Raw genomic sequence first — 22,378 nt, forward strand, 5'->3', positions numbered from 1 at the left:
TATATATCAAGATTGATTTGATTGCAAGACTTTAAAATGTATTCACTAAAATTGCGTTTACTTGAATTCCAACCACATATTTTGAAAATAATTTTATTTGTATTCCCTATAAAAAAACACTTCTTCCGTGGAAAAAGTGTTTTTTTATACTTAATGACTAATACTAGCTGTTGGGTATAATGTTGTTCCTCCAATTGAAACTTTTATTTCATTTGTTAATGGAACGTTTTGTTCATTAATAATTGTTCTCCACCATTCCCATGCAAGACCTGTACATTCTCTTGCTACAATTTTTATATTTTTTGAATTCGGTGGAAGAGGGATAACTGTAGAGTAATGAGCCGTTTTGTCTTTTCCACTACCATCCCACGTTTTATGTGTTAGTACTTCGTTACCCTTTTGATCAAATGTGAATTCATCCCAAGATACATCAAATTGAGCAACGTAAGCACCGTAATGATCAAGTGTCATTTTAGCACTTGAATATTCTGTAGTTGTCGTCTCAATATAATCTGTATTGTTATGAACAGCAGCAGTTGCATTATCTTTTAAGAAAGTACTTGTATATGAAATTGGGTATGCTGGATTTTTAAGACTTAATTCAGCATTATCTTTAATAATATTTCGGATTTCATTGAAATCTTTAGTAACAACCTTGTTATGTTCTTTCGCATCTCCGCCTAATACTACAGCAGTAAAGGTACTTTCTTCAAAAATATCTTTATACTGTCCACTTGTTTCAACGCTGTTATTCTTAAGTAAGGCTTTAAAAGCAGCTTGTACATCTTTGCTCTTAGATGTTGTTTCTAATTTTACATAAATCGTTCTACCATAAGCTACATTTGAAACCATAACAGGTGGAGCCGAATTATTTACGCCTTTTCGAGTTAACTCGTCAAAAGTAACGCTATTATCAAAAAGGTCGGATGGATTGTTAGGTAGTTCAGCACTTACCGTATAAAATATTTGCTTATACGCCGCTACCATCACTTTTTTCTCTCCATTTGCAACCGCATTAAAATCAATATTTAGACTGTTATCAAGATATTTAGCGTTAACATTAAGAGCACTTGCAATTTGTGATTTACTATAAACCATAGATTCCGTATACTGCATTCTTGCAGGTAACGTATGTGTTGTAGAATACTTTTCATTCCAAGTAGATACTAAATCGTCTACTGCTCCAGCTACATTACCATATGTCGGATTTTGGACAGTGATTGTATTTTCTTTTCTCATGCCCGGTAAGTCTATACTAATATTCAAAGGCTTTCTCTTAGCCACTAATAAACTCGGTTGATTGTCTGCAAAAGCTTTATTAGCAAGTTGTACAGCTCCTGGATACGTGCGATTCACTACAGAATCAATAATTGAAATATCGACTGGTGACGTTGTAAGTGATTTTTTCTCGCGTTCCACTACTACAAATTTACCATTTGAATTGATACTTTCTTTCGGAACAAAACTTTCTACTTTATCACCATTTACAGCTAAAACCTCTTGATTATTATATTTAAGATTTGCTATACCAGTATCAATGCCACTAGCATTTTTGGTTACATCAGTTGCATTACTTGCTTGTGTTTCTGCGAAGGAAATAGATGAATAATTAATAGTGCATAGACTAACTAATAAACATGCAAGGAACTTTCTTCTTTTAGTGTTTTTCTTAATATTCAGAAAAATCACCCCGTTCTTTTTTTAGTAAAATATGATAATGATTGATAAATGATTGCTAACTAATAAATTTACATAAATGCTTTTAAAAGTTCTTGAATTAACGGGATTACGCCACCTACAAATTTTAAAACTGCCATTGCGATTTCCATATTATTTCCTCCTTTTTATTGCTACGAAAATGTGATTTATCTTTATGCCCTCATTATAGTGACCCCTTACACTTTTATCAATACACTCTGATATGCAATATTACATATACAAAAAACAAGCTGAATTCTTTTGAAAAATTATACAGAGATATTTTTTCGTTTGGTACATACTTGAAAAGGTGAAGCATTCTTTTGCATTTTATGAGTAATCACATAAAAAAAGCTGCTGCCTATAAAATACAGACAGCAACTTCAACTAGAGTGTCTTGCATAATCTACGCAAGACATTTTATAACTAATAAACTGCTATTGGCCCATAAGGACCATTAATAATTTCTATTTTTGTTTCAAAAATATCTGTCAAAAGTGTTGAGTCCATAACCTCTTCTACTGTTCCAAAAGCAGCAATTTGTCCATCTTTCATAGCACAAATTTTATCCGAGTATTTAGCTGCAAAATTTATGTCATGCATAACAGTCAAAATTGTTCTTCCAAATTCATTAGCTGCACGTCTTAAATGCTCCATCATTTGAACAGAACGAGCAACATCAAGGTTGTTCAAAGGTTCGTCCAAAAGTACATATTCCGTCTCTTGGCACAGTACCATCGCTACATATGCCCTTTGTCTTTGACCACCAGAAAGCTCATCTAAATATCTATTCTCTAAACTAGTTAAATCTAAGAAATCGATATATTTAGAAATGATAACCTCATCTTCTTTAGTCAACCTTCCCTTTGAATAAGGAAAGCGCCCAAATCCAACTAATTGTCTAACTGTAAGCCTAGTTACAAAATGATTTTCTTGTCGCAATATAGTCAAAACTTTTGCTAAGTCTTTCGATTTAGATTCAGAAACATCCATATTTGCTACCTGAATTTGACCTTCATCCATATCTAAAAGTCTGCCAATCATCAAAAGTGTCGTTGACTTTCCAGCACCATTTGGTCCAATTAAAGAAGTAAAGCCTGCTTTTGGTATTTCAATATCCAAAGGTCCTATTTTTACCTTATCAGTATAGAACTTTTTAACATTATCAATTTTTATCATAAAGCCCTCTTCCTTAAAACTATAGTTAAAAATATGATTCCACCAAATAATTCAATAATAACTGAAACTACACCTTGAGCATGGAATACATGATACATTAAAAAGTATGCACTCGTCATTATTAAAAATCCTATGGCAAAAGCCATTGGGAAAATATATCTATGATCATAAGTTGACGCCGCCTGATAACTCAAAGTCGCTACTAAAAAGCCGTAGAAAGTAAGTGGCCCAATTAGAGCTGTTGAAATAGACATCAAAATAGCTACTAATACAAGCGTATAAATTACACTAGGTTGATATTTAACTCCAAAAGAAGTAGCAACATCCTTTCCTAGTGACAAAACATTCAAATTCTTAGAATGAGCAAAAATTAATACTGCTACAATTATGATCATAGGAATTACAATAGGAAAATATGCAGGATCTGCATGATTAACAGAACCAAATAATCTTGCTTGTAAAATATCAAATTCTGAAGGCGCAAGTAGTTTTCTCATGAAAGTTGACACAGAATTTAGCCCGGTACCAATAATAATTCCAACTAAAAGCATAAGTTGTAAATTCCCGTATTTACCGGAAAGTAACCATCCATAAAGTATCAAACTCATGAAGACCATAACAACAACTTGGAATAAAAATGATCCAATTCCATTAAAATTTATTAACGCACTAGCACCAAAGAAGAATACTGTACTCGTTTGAATTGCTGAATAAAGTGATTCGAAACCTAAAAGTGAAGGAGTAATAATTTTATTATTCGTAATAGATTGGAAAGCAACTGTCGACAAGCTATGGCAAACCGCAGCAATAATCATTGCAACAATAGCTACTATCCTTCTCTTAACGACTGGGATAAAAGAAGGTGAATCTATCGGAACTGGATTGTTATACACTAAAAGGCCATATGAAGAAAGGAGACCTAAACCAATCAATGTTATCAGTAAAATCCAATAACGCCTTGCTTCCTTCTTAGAACGAAAAGCGCTAGCTGATCTACTTTCATTATGAAGGCTAGAATCGATTTCGACATTTTCTTTATTTCTATATTCTAATGTGATCATCGTAGCCTCCTTGGTTTTCTTTTTCTCAATAAAATAGTAATAAACACGACTGCTCCCACTGTTGCAAGGATTAATGAAACAGGTAATTCAAAAGGCTTTATAATTGTTCGAGAAATGATATCACAGGCAGTTATTGATCCCATTCCGATCACACAAACCCAAGGTAAATTACTCCTAAGATCATCACCTCTAAACATTGAAACGATATTTGGCACAATTAATCCTAAGAAAGGTAAGTGTCCAATAACAGCTGCAACAATTCCAACTGCAACAGAGATAAGAGCAGTCCCAAAAAGAACAATTCTATTGTAATTAACTCCAAGACTTGTTGCGACATCTTCTCCTAGTCCAGCTAAAGTCAATCTATTAGCATACATAAAAATAAGAAAAGTAATGATAACAATCAGCCATAAATATTCATATCTTCCCACCTGAATGTTAGCAAATGAACCTACAAACCAAGTTTCAATACTTTGCGTCTTTTGAAAAAGGAGTCCTAAAAAAGTAGACACTGCAGAAATTACTGCTCCAAGCATCAATCCAATAATCGGAACAATTAAAGACGAACGAAGCTTAACTCTTCTTAAAAATAGAAAGAAAATCATAGTTCCTATAAAAGAAAAAATGATTGCACCAGTCATTCTTTGAACTAAAGTCGGGGCAGGAAATAATAAATACACAAAAAGCAGGCCTAAGCCTGACCATTCAATAGTCCCCGTTGTAGTAGGTTCAACAAAGCGATTCTGTGTAATGAGTTGCATTACGAGCCCTGCCATCGCCATCGCAGCTCCAGTAAGCATTAATGCAGCTGTTCTCGGAACACGAGTTATGAAAAACATCTCTGTCCCGTCCTCTTGTCCACGTATATCATAAACTCCAGTAAACAGTGATATAATCCCTAAAATTATAACAACTATAACTGCTATTATAAAAGGTTTTGTCCATATTTTATTTTGATTATAAAACTGGGGTTGAGAAATATTCTCAACCCTAGAAATCATATTTTTTGACACTGTTTCGTACCCCTTTACACTACTTAGCTAAAGTTTTTGCCATATTTCCAAATAACTCTATATAAGTTTGAATTGATTCATTTGTGTAAGTATCTTCTGGTGCATAAATAACTTGTTTTTTAGAAACAGCAGTTGTGTTTTGAAGAGCAGGTGATTTAGAAATAACATCCTTAGCAGGTGTTGACTTAGCTGCATCAGATGTTGCAGCATCACGATCTAATACGAAAATCCAATCAGGATTTGTTTGTGCAATAGCTTCAACAGAAACGTCATCACCTTTATGACCTGCAGTAGAATTTGAAACTTCTAACGCTGGAGTCCAACCGAAAATTTCATACATTGGTCCCCAAACGCGACCAGAGTGCGGCGCAGCAAAACCAATATTACCACCAGTAACGATAACACTCATAACTTTATCTTTTCCGTTATAAGCAGATTTTGCTTTTTCAATAGATTTATCAAAATCAGCTACTAATTGTTTAGCTTCTTTATCTTTATTAAAGATTTTTCCTAAAGTAATTGTAGAATCTTTAAGTCCTTTTACTAAGTTTTCGCCAGGCTTAGTAGCTTTCTCAGAAACATCAAAATTAAGATCAATAACTGCTGCATTTGGTACTAATTTTTTGATTTCTTCGTAATGGTCAGCAAATCTTTGACCAACGATTACAAGGTCAGGGTTTGCCGCTGCAATAATTTCTAGATTTGGTTCACGGTGATTCCCAATATTTTGAACTTTTTCATCCTTTTTATATGCTGAATCAGCAGGCATGATATCCTTTGGAGCAGCCGCTAATTTAATTCCCCAATCAGATAAAGTTTCAAAAGTTCTGTTATCCAAAGCAACTACATTCTTTGGGTTTACAGGGACTTTAACAGTTCCATGAGCATCAGTGATTTCAACCGTTTTTGGCTTATCACTACCATTATCTTTATTATTAGCCTTCGAAGTTTCTTTACTTGAATCTGAGCAAGCTACTAACATTAAAGTGAAAACTGCTAGAATACTCACTAATTTTAAAAGCATAGATTTTTTCATATGTATACTCCTTATAGTGTGATTTATTTCGAAAATGATGACATCCATAGATTGAATTAGAAGGTAACTTTTATTCAATTGAATCGCTATTGATAATCATTTTCATTTGAACATCCTGTTAATTAGTATAGTCATTAATTCTGTGAAAATCTTGTGAATGGTGTGAATTCATAAAATCAGGCATAAAAAGTAATATGTGAAGTCGGGCGTATTGATTAACCTTTATTCTTCAGAGCGTGTCGATTTTTTTCGAGTAGACACTTTCAGTAGATCCGGTCTCAACTAATGCGAGCTAGAATCGTCCCCTCCACACTACCCAAAAGATGCTCATTAATAGCTAATGTTTTCATAATCCATTGCCTGATAGAAATATTCTTTTTACAGTTTTCATCTATTAATATTTCTCAGAAACTATTTGATTATCACATTTAACAAAAAAACGAGTAAAACTGAATGTAATAGTTTTACTCGTTTTCTATTACCTTATTTTATCATTCAATCATTGAATAGCCTCTGCCGTGTATCGTTTGAATATATCTCTCTTTCTTCTCGCACTTTAACTTTTTTCTTACATACCCAATATATAAGTCTACTACATTTGGATTTACTACTACATTATATCCCCATACTTGATTCAAAAGCATTTCACGGCTCAATATTGTGTTTTTATTCTTGATTAAAAATACAAGTAAATCGTACTCCCGCTTAGTAAGCGAGAGGTTTTTGCCACCTTTTTTCACAATATTGCTAGATGCATCAACAAAGAGATCTTTAAACTGAAAAAAGTTTATCTCCTTTTGCTGGTTACAATCACTTCTCCTTAAAATTGCTTGAACTCTTGCTACTAATTCTTCTTTCGCAAATGGTTTTCTTATATAATCATCTGCTCCTGCTTGTAACCCTGCTACGCAATCCTTACTAGAAATATTGTCAGTCACAATAATGATCGGTGTCGTTTTAACAAGTCGTATTTGTCTGCAAATTTCTGGTCCAGATATACTTAATGAATCCCAATCCAATATGATAATATCCCAATCTTGTTCATATATTATATTTAAACCTTCGTTTTCATTGTGAAGTTTTAAAATGAAGTAGCCTTCTTGCGTTAAACCGCTTACGATTTTCTTTGCTGAAGACCGTTCATTTTTAATCACCAACACCTGCTTCACCGATGGTTCACCTCTACTTCAATATAAATTATTTAGATAAAAAAATTATCCCAAAAAAATAATTTAAGATTTATAAATTTAAAACCCCTAAATAATCCATTAAAACAGTTTATTAGGAGAACTCTATATAATCTTACAATAGGTATGGATAAAAACACAAAACATATGAAGATTCGAATAAAGTGAAAAAATAATAAGAACTCAACAATTGGGCGTTTACTAGCAGCTATATTATCTACCTGCTTATCGTCAATAACCATTTCTTTATTTTCTATTTCAGAGATATCGTCCCATCAACTTCAGCATTCTATAAAACCACAAACAAAAAGAACCATAACCTCGCCAACCTGGCAAAGTTATGGTTCATATCATACAAAATAAAAAACCACCAAATATGTATTGGTGGAGACGGTGGGAGTCGAACCCACGTCCAAAAATATCGGCACTTAAGCTTCTACGAGTGTAGTCGATATATTAGCATTTCGCGAACTCTTCGGCCTATCGACAGGCTTCCAAGTTGCTAGTCTGGTTGTTCTCTTCCTTTGTCCTCAGACGGCGAACTCCGGCGTAGTCCACTTAGTTTGAGTCCCTTACCCTACCACATGGACGATGGAGGGAGGAACCTTTAGTGCAATTAAGCAGCTAAAGAAAGATTGTTTTGTTTGCCAATTATAGGCTTTGACGTTTTAACGAGGCCGATCCCCTCGACTCGCAACCTAAGCTCGAACTATCCCTGTCGAATCCGTAACGTCCCCATGATAAAAATGGAGCATACGAAGAAAATATCGTGATAGCTACTAAGAGCTGTTTTTCAATGTGCAACAACCTTACATAAGTTATTATATCATACGCGCGCCGTTTTACAAATGTAAATATCTGTATTACATCTTTTGGCGATCACGGAACACGCGTGCAATTTCACGTTTTGCTTCTTTCTCTTTTAAATCGTGACGTTTATCGTATTGTTTCTTACCTTTTGCTAAACCAAGTGCCATTTTTGCAAATCCATTTTTCAAATAGATTCTAAGTGGAACTAATGCGTAACCTGTTTCTTTTGCAGCGCCCGCTAGCTTATCAATTTCTTTTTTATGAAGAAGTAATTTTCTCGTACGGAGTGGATCATGGTTGAAACGATTCCCTTGTTCGTATGTATTAATGTGCATATTATGAACCCATACTTCACCATTATGTACACGTGCAAACGCATCTTTCAAGTTCACGCGACCAGCGCGAATCGACTTAATTTCCGTTCCTTGAAGGACAAGCCCTGCTTCGTATGTTTCTTCGATGAAATAATCATGAAACGCTTTTTTATTTTGTGCAATAACCTTACCTGTACCTTTTGGCATATAACGTCCCTCCTCTATTTTTACTATTGTAACAAATGTTAATAAAAAGCGAAAGTGGCTCGTTCAGAATGTGAGGCGGATAGAGCTTCTGACCTTGAGGCGCTCTTTGCCTCTAGAGAAGAAGCGAAGCCGCCAAACATTCTAGCCACTGTAGCTGGATTATACAAAAAGCGAAAGTGGCTCGCTCTCAAGCCACGAAGAAAAAAGAAAACGGCCCCGCTTTTCATCAAAGCGAAGCCACTCTTTTCTTACTTACGCTTTTTCTTTTTCTTCTTGAATCCTGGTACGTTTTCGAAGAATGCTTTTTTCTTCTTACCGTTACCATCTTTTTTTCCTGGCTGGCTAGCAGAAGCGGATGCAGATGCAGATGCAGATCCTCTTCCTTTTCCTTTACCACCACGGTCAAATTTTCTACCTGTGCCACGTTCACCGCCGCGCTCATTACTGCGCTCGCTACGTCCACCGCGTTTCTTTCTGCCTGTTCTTGGCTGCTCGATAACGACTGGACGATCTTTGAACTTACGGCGAGGTGTGCCTTTCATGCCAACGATTTCAAAGTCGATTGCACGCTCGTCTTTGTTTACGTTAATAACGCGAATTGTAATTTCGTCACCGATGCGGAATACGTTTCCTGTACGTTCTCCGATCATAGCGAAATGTTGCTCGTCATAACGGTAGTAATCATCCGTTAAATAACTAACGTGTACAAGACCTTCAATTGTATTTGGAAGCTCTACGAATAAACCGAAGTTTGTTACAGAGCTAATCATACCGTCATACTCTTCACCGATCTTATCAACCATATACTCTGCTTTTTTCATCTCATCTGTTTCACGCTCTGCTTCAACAGCACGACGTTCCATATTAGAAGAATGCTCTGCAATCTCAGGTAATTTTTCACGCCATTTTGCTTGCGTTTCGTTGTCGACTTTACCGTTAATAATGTATTCACGAATTAATCTATGAACAATTGTATCCGGGTAACGACGAATTGGTGATGTGAAATGCGTGTAGAACTCAGTTGATAAACCGAAATGTCCTAAGCTATCCGCATCGTAACGCGCTTGCTTCATAGAACGAAGCATTACTGTTGAAATAACTACTTCTTCTGGCTGCCCTTGAACCATTTCAAGAATTTGTTGCAGCGCACGAGGATGTACTTCATTCGCACGTCCTTTTACCGCATATCCGAAGTTCGTTACAAACTCGAAGAAACGCTCTAACTTATCTTCTTTCGGATCTTCATGGACACGGTACATGAATGGTACGTTCATCCAGTGGAAGTGCTCTGCTACTGTTTCATTCGCAACAAGCATAAATTCTTCAATTAACTTCTCTGATACAGAACGATCGCGCATGACAACGTCTGTCGGTTTTCCTTCTTCATCCACTAATACTTTCGCTTCTTTAAAGTCAAAGTCAATTGCACCACGGCGCATACGTTTTTCACGTAAAATTTGTGCCAATTGACCCATCTCTTTAAACATCGGTACGAGCGGCTCATAACGCTTAATTAACTCTTCGTCCTCATCTTCTAAAATGCTTCTTACGTCAGCATAAGTCATACGCTCTGTCGTTTTAATCACACTTTGGAAAATCTCGTGTTTAACAACATCACCTAAGTTGTTGATTTCCATTTCACAAGATAATGTCAGACGGTCTACTTTCGGATTTAATGAACAAATACCGTTAGATAGACGGTGTGGAATCATCGGAATTACACGGTCAACAAGATACACACTCGTCGCTCTTTCCGCTGCTTCTACATCAATTGGAGAACCTTCTTGAACGTAATGACTTACATCCGCAATGTGAACGCCTAGCTTGTAGTTACCGTTCTCAAGTTTCGTTACTGTAACAGCATCATCTAAATCTTTTGCGTCTGCACCGTCAATCGTTACGATCATTTGGTCACGCAAGTCACGGCGATCTTTTAAATCTTCTTCTGAAATCGTTTCTGGTACACTGTTGGCATGTTCCATCACTTCTTCAGGGAACGCTAAAGGCAAGTGATGTTTATGAATGACAGATAAAATATCTACTCCTGGATCATTTTTATGACCTAGAATTTGAATAACTTCACCTTCTGCACTTAAACGATTCTCTGGATAGCTCGTAATTTTCACAACTACTTTATGACCTTCTACAGCGCCCATAGATGCACTTTTCAATACGAAAATGTCACTTGTCCAGCGCTTATTGTCAGGTATAACGAACCCAAAGTTTTTCGATTCTGTATATGTACCAACTAACTCTTTCGTTCCGCGTTCTAAAATGCGTACAATTGAACCTTCTTGACGCGAACCACTCGATTGGGAACTAAGGCGTGCTAATACTGTATCGCCATGAAGCGCACCGTTTAATTCTGTAGGCGGTATGAAAAGGTCATCGTCTCCCGTTTTCTTCTCATCTGGTACAACGAATGCAAAACCACGTGCATGTCCAATTAACTTACCGCGTATTAAATTCATCTTTTCAGGAAGACCGTAACGGTTGCTACGTGTACGAATAACAAGTCCCTTCTCTTCCATCATTACAAGTGCTTTTACAAAATCTTTAAAGCCCTCAGAACCTTCAATTCCAAATGCCTCTTCTAACTCTTGTATCGTTAGCGGTTTATACGCTTCTTCTCTCATAAATAATAACAACTTATCAATATGTTCTTGTGTGATTTCTTCCAAGCAAAAATACCTCCTTTAAAACCTTATATTATTTAGTGTATCCGAAAGATAGGGGATGTATAAAGCGAAACTTCAATACTCCCCTTATGATTTTTACAGTTTTCACAAAAAATTCCTTATGAAAAAAAGAGGCAACTAGATCTTACCAATCTAGTTGCTCCAAGAAGTTATATACATCCTCATGTAGCTCGTCACGTTGTTTATCAAGTGTAATGACATGCGTAGAGTCTTCATACCATTTAATGTCTTTTAACGTAGATTCTACACCGTTATAAATAATGTTAGCACTATCTGTATTAATCATTTCGTCATGACGTGCTTGTACAACAAATGTTGGTGCATAAATCATATCCACATTGTTACGTACGTCAGCAATTAATTGTTGTAATGCTTTTAATGTATTCATCGGTGTCTTTTGGAATTCCAACATTTCTTGTTCAATTTGTTCTGTTGATTTTTGCTCACGTTTTTTATATTCGCGGGCATATGCCAATATACCTTGGTACATCGTTTCTTCGCTCTTAATATACATAGGTGCACACATTGGTACTACACCTAAAACCGGTACTGTATAACCCAATTTTAAAGAAAATACGCCGCCAAGTGACAATCCAACAACAGCAATTTTCTCAAAACCTTTATCTTTTAAAAGCTGATATGCCTCCGTTACATCTTGCCACCAATCTTCAGGCCCTGTATGAACAAGCTCTTCTGGTGGTACACCGTGCCCTTTATAAATTGGCGCATGACAAGTATAGCCTTTCTTTTCTAAGAAACGCCCTAACATACGTACATCAGCTGAGTTCCCTGTGAATCCATGTAGTAATAAAACAGCGCGGTCTCCACCCTCAAATGTAAATGGTTTCGGAGATGCTAATTTCATCATGTATTTCTCCTCTTTCTCTTCTGTAATCTAGTCGTATTCTTTCTATATCTAGTGTACCATATTTGTATTTCTATAATCTAATTAGAAACATCTTTCAAATAGCAAAACAAAAAAAGAAGAACCATTAGTACCATTCACTAACGCTTCTTCTTTCAATTCTATAAATTGAAGTACGTAACACCAATTGTTAATACAAAGAACAATACAGCTAAAACAATTGTAATACGGTTTAATACCGCTTCAATTCCACGTGCCTTTTGCTTACCAAATAATTGCTCCGCACCGCCTGAAATTGCACCTGAAAGGCCTGAGCTATTACTAGATTGCATAAGTACCATAACAATCATTAAAATCGATACAATAATAAGTAAAACTGATAATAACGTATGCACTTGGCGTACCTCCTACAAAGATTCAGTTATTGTAACTGTAGCATAAATTCTATAGAAAAGCGAGAGCTATAGAGGCGCTCTCGCTTTTCTTCTATTACATAAACATCATCGCAAATAACGGTCCAAGTAAACATGTCAAAATTGCTGTTAATGTCATTGTTACCGATCCAATAACACCTTCATGTTCGTTATTTTTCATCGCTCTCATAACACCCATAATATGAGAAGCACATCCAAATCCGATACCTTTACCAACTGAGTTTGTAACACGGCTCCATTTTAATAAAAGGGGTCCTGTAATCGTTCCAGTAATACCTGCAATAACAACGAAAGCTGCTGTTAAGGAAGGTACACCACCGACTTGCTCTGAAACACTCATCGCAACTGGCATTGTCACCGATTTTGGTAAAGACGATAAGATTAAGCTTTTATCCGTTCCCATAAGTGAAGCAATCGCAAAATCACTAGCGATTGCAACTGTTGTACCTACTAATACGCCACCAGCAATCGGTACAACATATTTTTGCAGAACATGACGTTGTTTATAAAGAGGAATTGCAAATGCTACAACACCGGGTCCAAGTAGCTTTGCAATCCAGCCACCACCACTTTCCATATAATGTTGATACGGTATATCAAGCACGATAAATAGGAAAGCCATTAATCCAGTTGCTACAAGCATTGGAATGGTGAATGGTGTTGGAAATAATTTATAGATTTTTTTAGATAATTGATATAATAGCACCGTAAAAAGAACCCAACCGACTCCGATTAATATTTGGCTCATCGCGACTCTCTTTCCTTCCTATTCGCAAGATATTGTCCTGTATGTCCTGCGACAATAATAATTAAAAATGTACTCGCTACAACTGTAATGAAAAGAGAAATTCCTTTACTCATAAAAAAAGCACCGTAATTCATTAGGCCAAGCGTTGGCGGAATTAATAAAAACGGCATAATAGCAACGAGTGTTTCTGCTCCTAAATCGAACCATTTCACTGGCAGAACTTTTAGGCTAAGTAAAACAAGTAAGAGGAACATTCCAATCAAACTTCCTGGAATCGGAATATTTAACATTTCTTGCACCCAAGTTCCAACCATATAAAACACGTAAAGAGCAGCAATTTGGACAAGAATCTTTGTAAATTTCATGTTCATCATCCCTCATGTTTATACGATCTTCTGTTAATATCTTTATCATAGTATAAATTGTAAAAAGCTGCAATTTATCAACTTGACAGCAAAAACAGCCTATGTTATACGCTTACAACCTTGATATGACTGCATTTCTAAACGAAAATTATGTCAAAAACCTTGACCTAATATAAAAAGTTTTTATTTTCTGAATTTAAAAGACTATTATTTCAATAAAATAATCTTTTTATTCTTAAACTTACATATATATAAAGTGAAACTTTAATCCATGAGATTCCCCTCATCCTTATTGATTATTAGCCCTCACCAAGCTGGTTTGTACGGGATAAACAAGATAGGTGGTGAACATATGCCCAAAAAAGTTCTCATTTTTTGTGATCCTGGGATTGATGATACGATGGCTCTCCTCTTAGCATTCTTTATCGATGAAATAGAAATCGTCGGTATCGTTGCTGATTACGGCAATGTTCCAAAAAAAATGGCCGTAGAAAATGCTCATTTTTTTAATAACAAAACAAAGAATAGAAATATCAAGATATTCGGTGGTTCAGAACGTCCCCTTACTGGTGCCCCACCTGCGTTTTTTACGGATGTACATGGAAAACAGGGGCTCGGTCCAATTATTCCAAAGGTGAATGTGACTAACGGAGAAATGGAGAATTTTTTTGAAGTTATTCCTCTTATTGAACAGCATAAAGATGAATTAATTATTGTGAGTTTAGGAAGACTTACCTCCCTAGCAATTTTGTTTATCATGTGCAAACAGTTAATGAAACAAATTAAATCTTACTATGTAATGGGCGGTGCCTTTTTACATCCTGGTAATGTTACCCCTATTTCCGAAGCAAACTTTTATGGCGATCCTACTGCCGCCAATATAGTCCTTCAATCCACAGCTAACATGTACATATACCCATTAAACGTCACTCAATACTCCATCATTACACCAGAAATGGCAGAATACATTGAGGCAAAAGGAAAAGCTCCACTTGTCAAACCGTTATTTGATCATTATTACTACGGATATTATAAAGACGCCCTACCACATTTAAAGGGGAGCCCCTTCCATGATACAATACCAATACTCGCTTTACTTGATAACTCTATGTTTACCTATCACAAATCACCTATCGTTGTCATGACAGAATCTTATGCACAGGGGGCAAGCATTGGAGAATTTCGCTCTTTAGGAGAATCTAAACCATTTATTGATTGGCCGAGTCATCAAATAGCAATTGATTTTGATTATAACCGCTTCTTCAAACATTTCATGTCACTTATGACGGGTGAACAATTTTAGCATAAAAAAACAGACCGTGATTTCTCACGGTCTGTCGTTTATTTTCTACAATTATCGTTTGATGTTGTAGAAAGATTTGATACCATCGTAAACAGCGATTTCGCCTAGTTCGTCTTCGATGCGTAATAATTGGTTGTACTTAGCAATACGGTCAGTACGGCTCATAGAACCAGTTTTGATTTGGCCAGCGTTAGTTGCAACTGCGATGTCAGCGATTGTAGCATCTTCAGTTTCACCAGAACGGTGAGATACAACTGCTGTGTAACCAGCACGTTTAGCCATTTCGATAGCTTCGAAAGTCTCAGTTAAAGTACCGATTTGGTTAACTTTAATTAAGATTGAGTTAGAGATACCTTTTTCGATACCTTCAGCAAGTTTTTGAGTGTTAGTTACGAATAAATCATCACCAACTAATTGTACTTTATCACCGATACGCTCAGTTAATAATTTGTGACCATCCCAGTCGTTTTCGTCTAAACCATCTTCGATAGAGATGATTGGGAAGTCTTTGCAAAGCTCTTCATAGAAATCAACCATTTCTGCAGAAGTTAAGCCAGTACGGCCTTCGCCTGCAAGGTCATATTTACCAGTTTCTTTGTTGTAGAACTCAGAAGAAGCAACGTCCATTCCTAAGAATACGTTCTCGCCAGCTTTGTAACCAGCTTTTTCGATAGCTTCGATGATTACTTCTAAAGCTTCACGGTTAGAACCAAGGTTTGGAGCGAATCCACCTTCGTCACCTACTGCAGTGTTAAGACCTTTGTCATGTAATACAGCTTTAAGTGCATGGAATACTTCAGCACCCATACGGATTGATTCTTTGAATGTTGGAGCACCAACTGGTAAGATCATGAACTCTTGGAAGTCAACGTTGTTATCAGCGTGAGAACCACCGTTGATGATGTTCATCATTGGAGTTGGTAATTGTTTTGCATTGAATCCACCAAGGTAACGGTATAATGGAAGACCTACGAAGTCAGCTGCTGCGTGAGCTACTGCCATAGATACACCAAGGATAGCGTTAGCGCCTAGTTTACCTTTGTTTGGAGTGCCATCTAATTCGATCATAGCACGGTCGATACCAGCTTGGTCAGTTACATCGAAACCAGCGATTTCTGGAGCGATAATTTCGTTAACGTTGTTTACTGCGTTAACAACACCTTTACCAAGGTAACGAGATTTGTCACCGTCACGTAATTCTACTGCTTCGTGCTCACCAGTAGATGCACCACTTGGTACGATAGCGCGTCCGAAAGCGCCGCTTTCTGTGTAAACTTCTACTTCTACAGTTGGGTTACCACGAGAGTCAAGGACTTCGCGAGCATAAACATCAATAATTGTTGACATAATAAATTCTCTCCTTTTTATATAAGCAAATTATTTAATAATTGTTTTACCTGTCATTTCTTTCGGTTGTTCCACATTTAAAAGTGTAAGCATTGTTGGAGCGATATCTCCTAAAATACCACCTTCACGAAGCTCTACATCATTTTTTGTAACGATGAAAGGAACCGGGTTAGTTGTATGAGCTGTCATAGGACCGCCATCAGCAGTTAACTCCTGATCAGCATTACCATGGTCAGCAGTAATAAGTGCTACACCATCTTTTGCAAGAATCGCTTCTACAACTTTTCCTAAACATTCGTCAGTTGCTTCTACTGCTTTAATTGTTGGTTCCATCATCCCAGAATGGCCAACCATATCACAGTTCGCAAAGTTAAGAATGATAACATCATGTTTATCATTTTCGATTTCATTTACTAAAGCGTCCGTTACTTCGTAAATGCTCATTTCAGGTTTCAAGTCATACGTTGCAACCTTCGGTGAGTTAATTAAGATACGCTCTTCTCCTGGGAATTCAGCCTCACGACCACCGCTAAAGAAGAATGTAACGTGCGGATACTTTTCAGTTTCCGCGATGCGAAGTTGCTTTAATCCCGCTTGCGCAACAACTTCACCTAAAGTGTTATCAAGGTTCATTGGCTTGAATGCCACGTAACCATCTACAGTTTCACTGAAGTGTGTCATACATACGAATTCTGGAATGTGAGGTACTTTTTCACCACGATCGAACTCACGGAAGTCTTCGTTTGTAAATACACGAGCAATTTGAATTGCACGGTCTGGACGGAAGTTATAGAAGATAACTGCATCATCATCATTGATTGTTGCAACTGGCGTGTTATCTTCGTTAACAATTACAGACGGCAATACGAATTCATCATAGATACCGTTCGCATAAGAGTCTTCTACACACTCTTCTGCTGATTTATAAGTAGGGCCTTCACCATTCACCATAGCACTGTAACATTTTTCTACGCGATCCCAACGCTTGTCACGGTCCATAGAGTAATAACGACCAGAGATAGTCGCGAATTGTCCTACTCCTGTTTCTTTAATTACTTCATTCGTTGCATCGATATAACCTTTTGCTGTTTGTGGTCCAACATCGCGGCCGTCTAAGAATGCATGGATATAAACTTTCTCCACGCCTTCTTTTGCTGCTAGGCGAAGAAGAGCAAACATATGGTTCATGTGACTGTGCACACCACCGTCAGAAAGTAAACCGAATAAATGAAGTGCAGTACCTTTTTCTTTTACACTTTTAATTGCATTTTGGAAAGTTTCGTTCTTATCGAACTCACCTTCACGAATTGCAACGTTAACGCGTGTTAAGCTTTGATATACTACGCGGCCAGCACCGATATTTAAGTGACCAACCTCAGAGTTACCCATTTGACCTTCTGGAAGACCTACCGCCTCACCACAAGCTGTAAGCGTTGTGTGAGGGAATTTGTTCCAGTAACCATCAAAATTAGGTTTCTTAGCTTGTGCTACAGCATTCCCGTAAGTTTCTTCACGAAGTCCGAAACCGTCAAGAATGATTAAAGCTGTTGGCTTTCTCATTTTACCGCCCCCAGAAGACCTAAGAACGAAGCAGGCTCTAAGCTAGCACCGCCAACTAAAGCGCCGTCGATGTCAGATTGTGCCATATACTCTTTAATGTTTTCTGGTTTTACGCTACCGCCGTATTGGATACGAACAGCTTCTGCAGCTTCTGGAGAAACAGCTTCTGCAACAACTTTACGGATGTGCGCACATACTTCGTTTGCATCTGCAGAAGAAGAAGATTTACCTGTACCGATAGCCCAGATTGGCTCATAAGCGATAACAGTTGCTTTAACTTGCTCTTCTGTTAAACCTGCAAGTGCTTTTGTCACTTGACCTGCTACTAGATCAAATGTTTTTCCGCTTTCGCGCTCTTCTAAAGTCTCACCACAACATACGATTGGTGTTAAACCATGTTCAAATGCTGCGATAGTCTTTTTGTTTACTGACTCATCTGTTTCGGCAAACATTTCACGACGCTCAGAGTGGCCAAGTACTACATAGCCAACTTTTAAGTCGCTAAGTGCTACTGGGCTAATTTCGCCAGTGAATGCACCATTTTTTTCGAAGTGCATGTTTTGTGCACCTACTTGTAAGTCAGTTCCTTCAGTTGCTGCTACAAGGCGCTCTAAGAATAGAGCTGGAGAGCAAACTACTGCATCAACAGCTGAAGCTGCTGGGATTTGACCTTTAACTTCCTCTACGAAGCTAACTGCTTCTGATAGAGTTTTATTCATTTTCCAGTTACCTGCGATAATTGGTTTACGCATGCTTTGCACCGTCCTTTTTCTTTGGCTGCTACTTATTTGTCGTTAAGACAAACTACACCTGGAAGCTCTTTACCTTCCATGAATTCTAATGACGCACCGCCGCCAGTAGAAATGTGGCTCATTTTATCAGCCATACCGAATTTTTCAACAGCTGCTGCAGAGTCACCACCGCCGATAACAGAGTATGTATCTTCTGCATCTGCTAATGCTTGTCCTACTGCTTTTGTACCTTCTGCGAATGGAGTCATTTCGAATACACCCATTGGTCCATTCCATACAACAAGCTTAGAATTTTTAATTACATCTGCATAAATTTCACGTGTTTTAGGACCGATGTCCACGCCTTCCCAGTTAGAAGGGATAGAGTCGATACCAACGATTTTAGTTGTTGCAGTTTCAGAGAATTCCTCAGTGATTACAACATCAACTGGCATGTAGAAGTTTACGCCTTTTTCTTTTGCAAGTTGCATAAATTCTTTAGCTAGTTCAATCTTGTCGTCTTCACATAGAGATAGACCAATTTCATGACCTAAAGCTTTAACGAATGTGTAAGCAAGTCCACCACCGATGATTAAGTTATCTACTTTGTCTAATAGATGACGAATTACACCGATTTTATCTTTTACTTTCGCACCACCGATAATAGCTGTAAATGGACGTTCTGGGTTAGAAAGTGCTTTACCAAGTACATCTAACTCTTTTTCCATTAATAGACCAGATACTGCTGGTAGGTAGTCTGCGATACCTGCTGTAGAAGCGTGAGCACGGTGAGCTGCACCGAATGCATCGTTTACGAAGATGTCAGCAAGTGCTGCAAATTCTTTCGCAAGTTCTGCATCGTTCTTTTCTTCGCCCGCATAGAAACGTACGTTTTCAAGAACTAATACGTCGCCTTCGTTCATTGCTGCAACCATTTCTTGTGCAACTGGTCCGAATGCTTCGTCCGCTTTTTTAACGTCTTTACCAAGAAGCTCGCCTAAACGTGCTGCTACTGGAGTTAAACGCATTTCTTCTACTACTTGACCTTTTGGACGGCCTAAGTGACTTGCTAAAATAACTTTCGCACCTTGCTCTACTAAATATTGAATTGTAGGAAGAGCTGCACGGATACGAGTTTCATCTGTAATTTTGCCTTCTTTCATAGGTACGTTGAAATCAACGCGGCAAAATACACGCTTACCTTTTAAATCTACGTCACGAATTGATTTTTTGTTCATTGGATTTCCCTCCGACTACTAGTTAGGATTGACAAAACCCACTCAAAAGCTTAACACATTTGCTTTTAAAACGAAAGAAGAGAGAGAGGGAACAAACCCTCTCCCTCGTTTTGTCATTGATAACTTATATAATTAAGAATTAAAGACCTTTTGAAGTCATGTAAGCTGCTAGGTCTACTACGCGGTTAGAGTAACCAGTTTCGTTATCGTACCAAGAAAGTACTTTAACCATGTTACCTTCCATTACCATTGTAGATAATGCATCGATTGTAGAAGAAGCTGTACATCCGTTATAGTCGATAGATACTAATGGCTCTTCGCTGTATCCAAGGATACCTTTTAATTCGCCTTCAGCTGCTGCTTTGAATGCTGCATTTACTTCTTCAACTGTTACTTCTTTGTCAAGTTCAACAACTAGGTCAACTAGAGAAACGTTAGCAGTTGGAACACGTACAGCGCCACCGTTTAATTTACCTTTAAGTTCTGGTAATACTAATGCTACAGCTTTAGCTGCACCAGTAGATGTTGGGATCATGTTTTCAGCTGCTGCACGAGCACGACGTAAATCTTTGTGTGGTAAGTCTAAGATTTGTTGGTCGTTAGTGTAAGAGTGAATTGTTGTCATCATTCCGCGTTTTACGCCGAATTTTTCGTTTAATACTTTAGCGAATGGAGCTAGACAGTTTGTAGTACAAGAAGCGTTAGATACTACGTTGTGGTTAGCTGCATCGTATTGTTCGTGGTTAACACCCATAACTACAGTGATATCTTCGTCAGAAGCTGGAGCTGAGATGATAACTTTCTTAACTGATCCACCTAAGTGTTTCTCAGCGTCTGATTTTTTAGTGAAACGGCCAGTAGATTCTACTACTACTTCTACTCCGTAGTCGCTCCATGGTAATTGAGCTGGGTCACGCTCAGCGATAACTTTAATTTCTTTACCGTTAACAACGATGCTGTTTTCGTTAGCAGATACTTCTGCATTTAAAGTTCCGTGAACTGTGTCATATTTTAAAAGGTGAGCTAATGTTTTAGCATCTGTTAAGTCATTGATTGCTACTACTTCTACCTCAGAGTTGTTAAGAGCTGCGCGGAATACGTTACGTCCGATACGTCCAAATCCATTAATACCAATTTTAGTCATTTGAATTTCCTCCTTGGGGGATTATATTAAAGGGTAAAACCCTTTGTTAACTGTTTTGCTGCACCTTCATCTGTAATTAGAATTGAAGTGTGCCCTTGTTTAATTACAGCCTGTATTGCTTTTGCCTTTGAAGAACCTCCAGCGACTGCAACAACGTGAGATACATTTTGTAAATCCTCTAGTTGCATACCAACTGTTCTTACTTTATGAACAACATTTCCTTCTTCATTAAAGTAGTAACCGAAAGCTTCGCCAACTGCTTCGCTTGCCTGAATCTTTAACCAATCTGCTTCTGAAGTACTTCTGCGACGTGCCATTGTTAACGCATCACCTATTCCATGAATGACGATATTGGAAGATCGAATCAACTCAAGAACTTCTTTCACGGAAGGCTCTGTCACAATAGACGCATATGCTTCGCTGCTAACATGATCTGGAACATACAATAAGCGATAATTACTCATCGTATTTTGCGCCATCTTGGCACAAATGGTATTGGCTTCTAACTCGACGCCTTCTCCAATTCCACCACGTGCTGGGACAAATAGCATATGTAAATCTTTGCAATCAAGTTGCATCATGTCCGCAGCAGCAGCTAGCGTAGTTCCTCCAGCCACAGCAACGATATTATTCGCTGTCAGACGGTCTTTTATACAAGTCACACAAGCACGGCCCATCTCCAGTTTGACCCAAGGTGATTCATCACTATCACCAGGGACAACGAAAACTTCATCCAAGTCTAATGTTTCCTTAAGTTGCTTTTCTAAAACCTTTAACCCGGAAATTTCTTTCATAAAGTCTTCCAAAGCAAGAACTAAAGCTGTTCCTTCTTCTGTCAAAGTCATTCCAGAAGAAGCGACGTGAACTAAGTTTTGTTCTTTCAAAACTTGAACTTCACTTCGCAATACTCGTTCTGTCATACCGAGACTTGCTGATAAGTTTCTTCTTCCAATCGGCTGCATGAGCCTAATGTATTGAAGAATTTGCATTCTCGTTTGCATAACAGGTAGCAGATCAGGTAATAATTTTTTTGTGTTCTGAATCCATGAGCGCATATCTTTTCTCCTCACTACATCGGTTCATTTTTCCTTTGTGGTCACTTTACGTCCCGTAGTGACATTTTGTGTCCCACATAGGTTAAAAAAATAATCCCTGCTACGTGTATTATTGTAACAGGAGATAGAAACTTATTCAACTCTTAACTGCATTCTTTATATAGTTTATTATGACACCTTTGTGAATGTTACCATATTCTACTTGTTTTCCGTCCATTTCTACAACCGGAATCATTAAGTGATATTTTTCTAAAAGGTCATTATCTTCATATATATCTATTTCCTCGATTTGAAAAGAATATTCACATTGTACTTCCTGTAAAACTTGTTTTGCCTTCACGCAAAGGCCACAATCTTTTTTAGTATACAGTACAACTTTCATCT

The 22,378-nt window shown here is 37.5% G+C and carries 20 protein-coding genes and 1 other RNA gene; 1 reads left to right on the forward strand and 20 read right to left on the reverse strand.

Annotated features, from left to right (window positions below):
• Nucleotides 1-150 precede the first annotated feature (150 nt).
• The 13 genes from alo to GBN91_RS14660 form a co-directional block, all read right to left on the reverse strand.
• The gene (alo, locus tag GBN91_RS14595) at nucleotides 151-1,689 is read right to left on the reverse strand and encodes an anthrolysin O/cereolysin O family cholesterol-dependent cytolysin Alo (protein WP_000576726.1); all 1,539 of its coding nucleotides are present in this window, start codon (nucleotides 1,687-1,689) and stop codon (nucleotides 151-153) included.
• A gap of 435 nt (nucleotides 1,690-2,124) precedes the next feature.
• The gene (locus tag GBN91_RS14600; RefSeq protein WP_000590071.1) at nucleotides 2,125-2,877 is read right to left on the reverse strand and encodes an iron ABC transporter ATP-binding protein; all 753 of its coding nucleotides are present in this window, start codon (nucleotides 2,875-2,877) and stop codon (nucleotides 2,125-2,127) included.
• Nucleotides 2,874-3,938, reverse strand: coding sequence for an iron chelate uptake ABC transporter family permease subunit (locus tag GBN91_RS14605; protein WP_000631250.1), 1,065 nt, complete (start codon nucleotides 3,936-3,938; stop codon nucleotides 2,874-2,876). The genes GBN91_RS14600 and GBN91_RS14605 overlap by 4 nt, the downstream gene beginning before the upstream one ends.
• Entirely contained in the window at nucleotides 3,935-4,951 is a 1,017-nt protein-coding gene (locus GBN91_RS14610) for an ABC transporter permease (protein ID WP_086388916.1), read from the reverse strand. The genes GBN91_RS14605 and GBN91_RS14610 overlap by 4 nt, the downstream gene beginning before the upstream one ends.
• A 19-nt stretch (nucleotides 4,952-4,970) precedes the next feature.
• Nucleotides 4,971-5,987, reverse strand: coding sequence for a siderophore ABC transporter substrate-binding protein (locus GBN91_RS14615; protein WP_000749445.1), 1,017 nt, complete (start codon nucleotides 5,985-5,987; stop codon nucleotides 4,971-4,973).
• 491 nt (nucleotides 5,988-6,478) lie between these two features.
• A complete protein-coding gene (locus tag GBN91_RS14620) occupies nucleotides 6,479-7,156 on the reverse strand; it encodes a response regulator transcription factor (protein WP_033691999.1) in 678 nt (225 codons plus the stop codon).
• A gap of 400 nt (nucleotides 7,157-7,556) precedes the next feature.
• Nucleotides 7,557-7,911: a transfer-messenger RNA gene (gene ssrA / locus GBN91_RS14625) on the reverse strand.
• A gap of 126 nt (nucleotides 7,912-8,037) precedes the next feature.
• A complete protein-coding gene (smpB, locus tag GBN91_RS14630; protein ID WP_001123920.1) occupies nucleotides 8,038-8,505 on the reverse strand; it encodes an SsrA-binding protein in 468 nt (155 codons plus the stop codon).
• A 248-nt stretch (nucleotides 8,506-8,753) separates the two neighbouring features.
• On the reverse strand, nucleotides 8,754-11,186 hold the full coding sequence (gene rnr / locus GBN91_RS14640) for a ribonuclease R (RefSeq protein WP_152121655.1): 2,433 nt from the start codon (nucleotides 11,184-11,186) through the stop codon (nucleotides 8,754-8,756).
• Between the two features lie 142 nt (nucleotides 11,187-11,328).
• Entirely contained in the window at nucleotides 11,329-12,069 is a 741-nt protein-coding gene (gene estA / locus GBN91_RS14645) for a carboxylesterase (protein ID WP_179951853.1), read from the reverse strand.
• Nucleotides 12,070-12,230: 161 nt separating this feature from the next.
• Nucleotides 12,231-12,464, reverse strand: a complete 234-nt coding sequence (gene secG, locus GBN91_RS14650; protein WP_000557264.1) for a preprotein translocase subunit SecG — start codon at nucleotides 12,462-12,464, stop codon at nucleotides 12,231-12,233.
• A 94-nt stretch (nucleotides 12,465-12,558) separates the two neighbouring features.
• Nucleotides 12,559-13,251 carry an LrgB family protein gene (locus tag GBN91_RS14655; RefSeq protein ID WP_000078309.1) on the reverse strand — a complete coding sequence of 231 codons (693 nt, stop codon included), beginning with the start codon at nucleotides 13,249-13,251 and terminating at the stop codon, nucleotides 12,559-12,561.
• Nucleotides 13,248-13,616, reverse strand: coding sequence for a CidA/LrgA family holin-like protein (locus GBN91_RS14660; protein WP_000673222.1), 369 nt, complete (start codon nucleotides 13,614-13,616; stop codon nucleotides 13,248-13,250). Before GBN91_RS14660 ends, GBN91_RS14655 begins: the two co-directional genes overlap by 4 nt.
• Before the next feature lie 352 nt (nucleotides 13,617-13,968).
• Between GBN91_RS14660 and GBN91_RS14665 the strand changes: the two genes are divergently transcribed.
• Complete coding sequence (locus GBN91_RS14665; RefSeq protein ID WP_016123756.1) at nucleotides 13,969-14,919, forward strand: nucleoside hydrolase; 951 nt, start codon at nucleotides 13,969-13,971, stop codon at nucleotides 14,917-14,919.
• Nucleotides 14,920-14,970: 51 nt separating this feature from the next.
• Here GBN91_RS14665 and eno read toward each other — a convergent pair whose 3' ends face one another.
• The 7 genes from eno to GBN91_RS14700 all read right to left on the reverse strand — a co-directional run bounded on the left by eno (nucleotide 14,971) and on the right by GBN91_RS14700 (nucleotide 22,376).
• Nucleotides 14,971-16,266 carry a phosphopyruvate hydratase gene (gene eno / locus GBN91_RS14670; RefSeq protein WP_000103951.1) on the reverse strand — a complete coding sequence of 432 codons (1,296 nt, stop codon included), beginning with the start codon at nucleotides 16,264-16,266 and terminating at the stop codon, nucleotides 14,971-14,973.
• 30 nt (nucleotides 16,267-16,296) lie between these two features.
• A complete protein-coding gene (gene gpmI, locus GBN91_RS14675) occupies nucleotides 16,297-17,826 on the reverse strand; it encodes a 2,3-bisphosphoglycerate-independent phosphoglycerate mutase (RefSeq protein WP_001231158.1) in 1,530 nt (509 codons plus the stop codon).
• Entirely contained in the window at nucleotides 17,823-18,578 is a 756-nt protein-coding gene (gene tpiA / locus GBN91_RS14680; protein WP_001231038.1) for a triose-phosphate isomerase, read from the reverse strand. The genes gpmI and tpiA overlap by 4 nt, the downstream gene beginning before the upstream one ends.
• Nucleotides 18,579-18,610: 32 nt before the next feature.
• Nucleotides 18,611-19,795 carry a phosphoglycerate kinase gene (locus GBN91_RS14685; protein ID WP_001036350.1) on the reverse strand — a complete coding sequence of 395 codons (1,185 nt, stop codon included), beginning with the start codon at nucleotides 19,793-19,795 and terminating at the stop codon, nucleotides 18,611-18,613.
• A gap of 139 nt (nucleotides 19,796-19,934) precedes the next feature.
• A complete protein-coding gene (gap, locus tag GBN91_RS14690; RefSeq protein WP_000161236.1) occupies nucleotides 19,935-20,939 on the reverse strand; it encodes a type I glyceraldehyde-3-phosphate dehydrogenase in 1,005 nt (334 codons plus the stop codon).
• Between the two features lie 26 nt (nucleotides 20,940-20,965).
• Nucleotides 20,966-21,994 (reverse strand): gapA transcriptional regulator CggR, encoded by a 1,029-nt coding sequence (cggR, locus tag GBN91_RS14695; RefSeq protein ID WP_001258185.1) that lies wholly within the window; start codon nucleotides 21,992-21,994, stop codon nucleotides 20,966-20,968.
• A gap of 136 nt (nucleotides 21,995-22,130) precedes the next feature.
• Nucleotides 22,131-22,376, reverse strand: a complete 246-nt coding sequence (locus GBN91_RS14700) for a glutaredoxin family protein (RefSeq protein ID WP_000869730.1) — start codon at nucleotides 22,374-22,376, stop codon at nucleotides 22,131-22,133.
• Between the last annotated feature and the right edge of the window lie 2 nt (nucleotides 22,377-22,378).

This window comes from Bacillus sp. B1-WWTP-T-0.5-Post-4 (assembly GCF_009183795.1).
GTDB lineage: Bacteria > Bacillota > Bacilli > Bacillales > Bacillaceae_G > Bacillus_A > Bacillus_A cereus.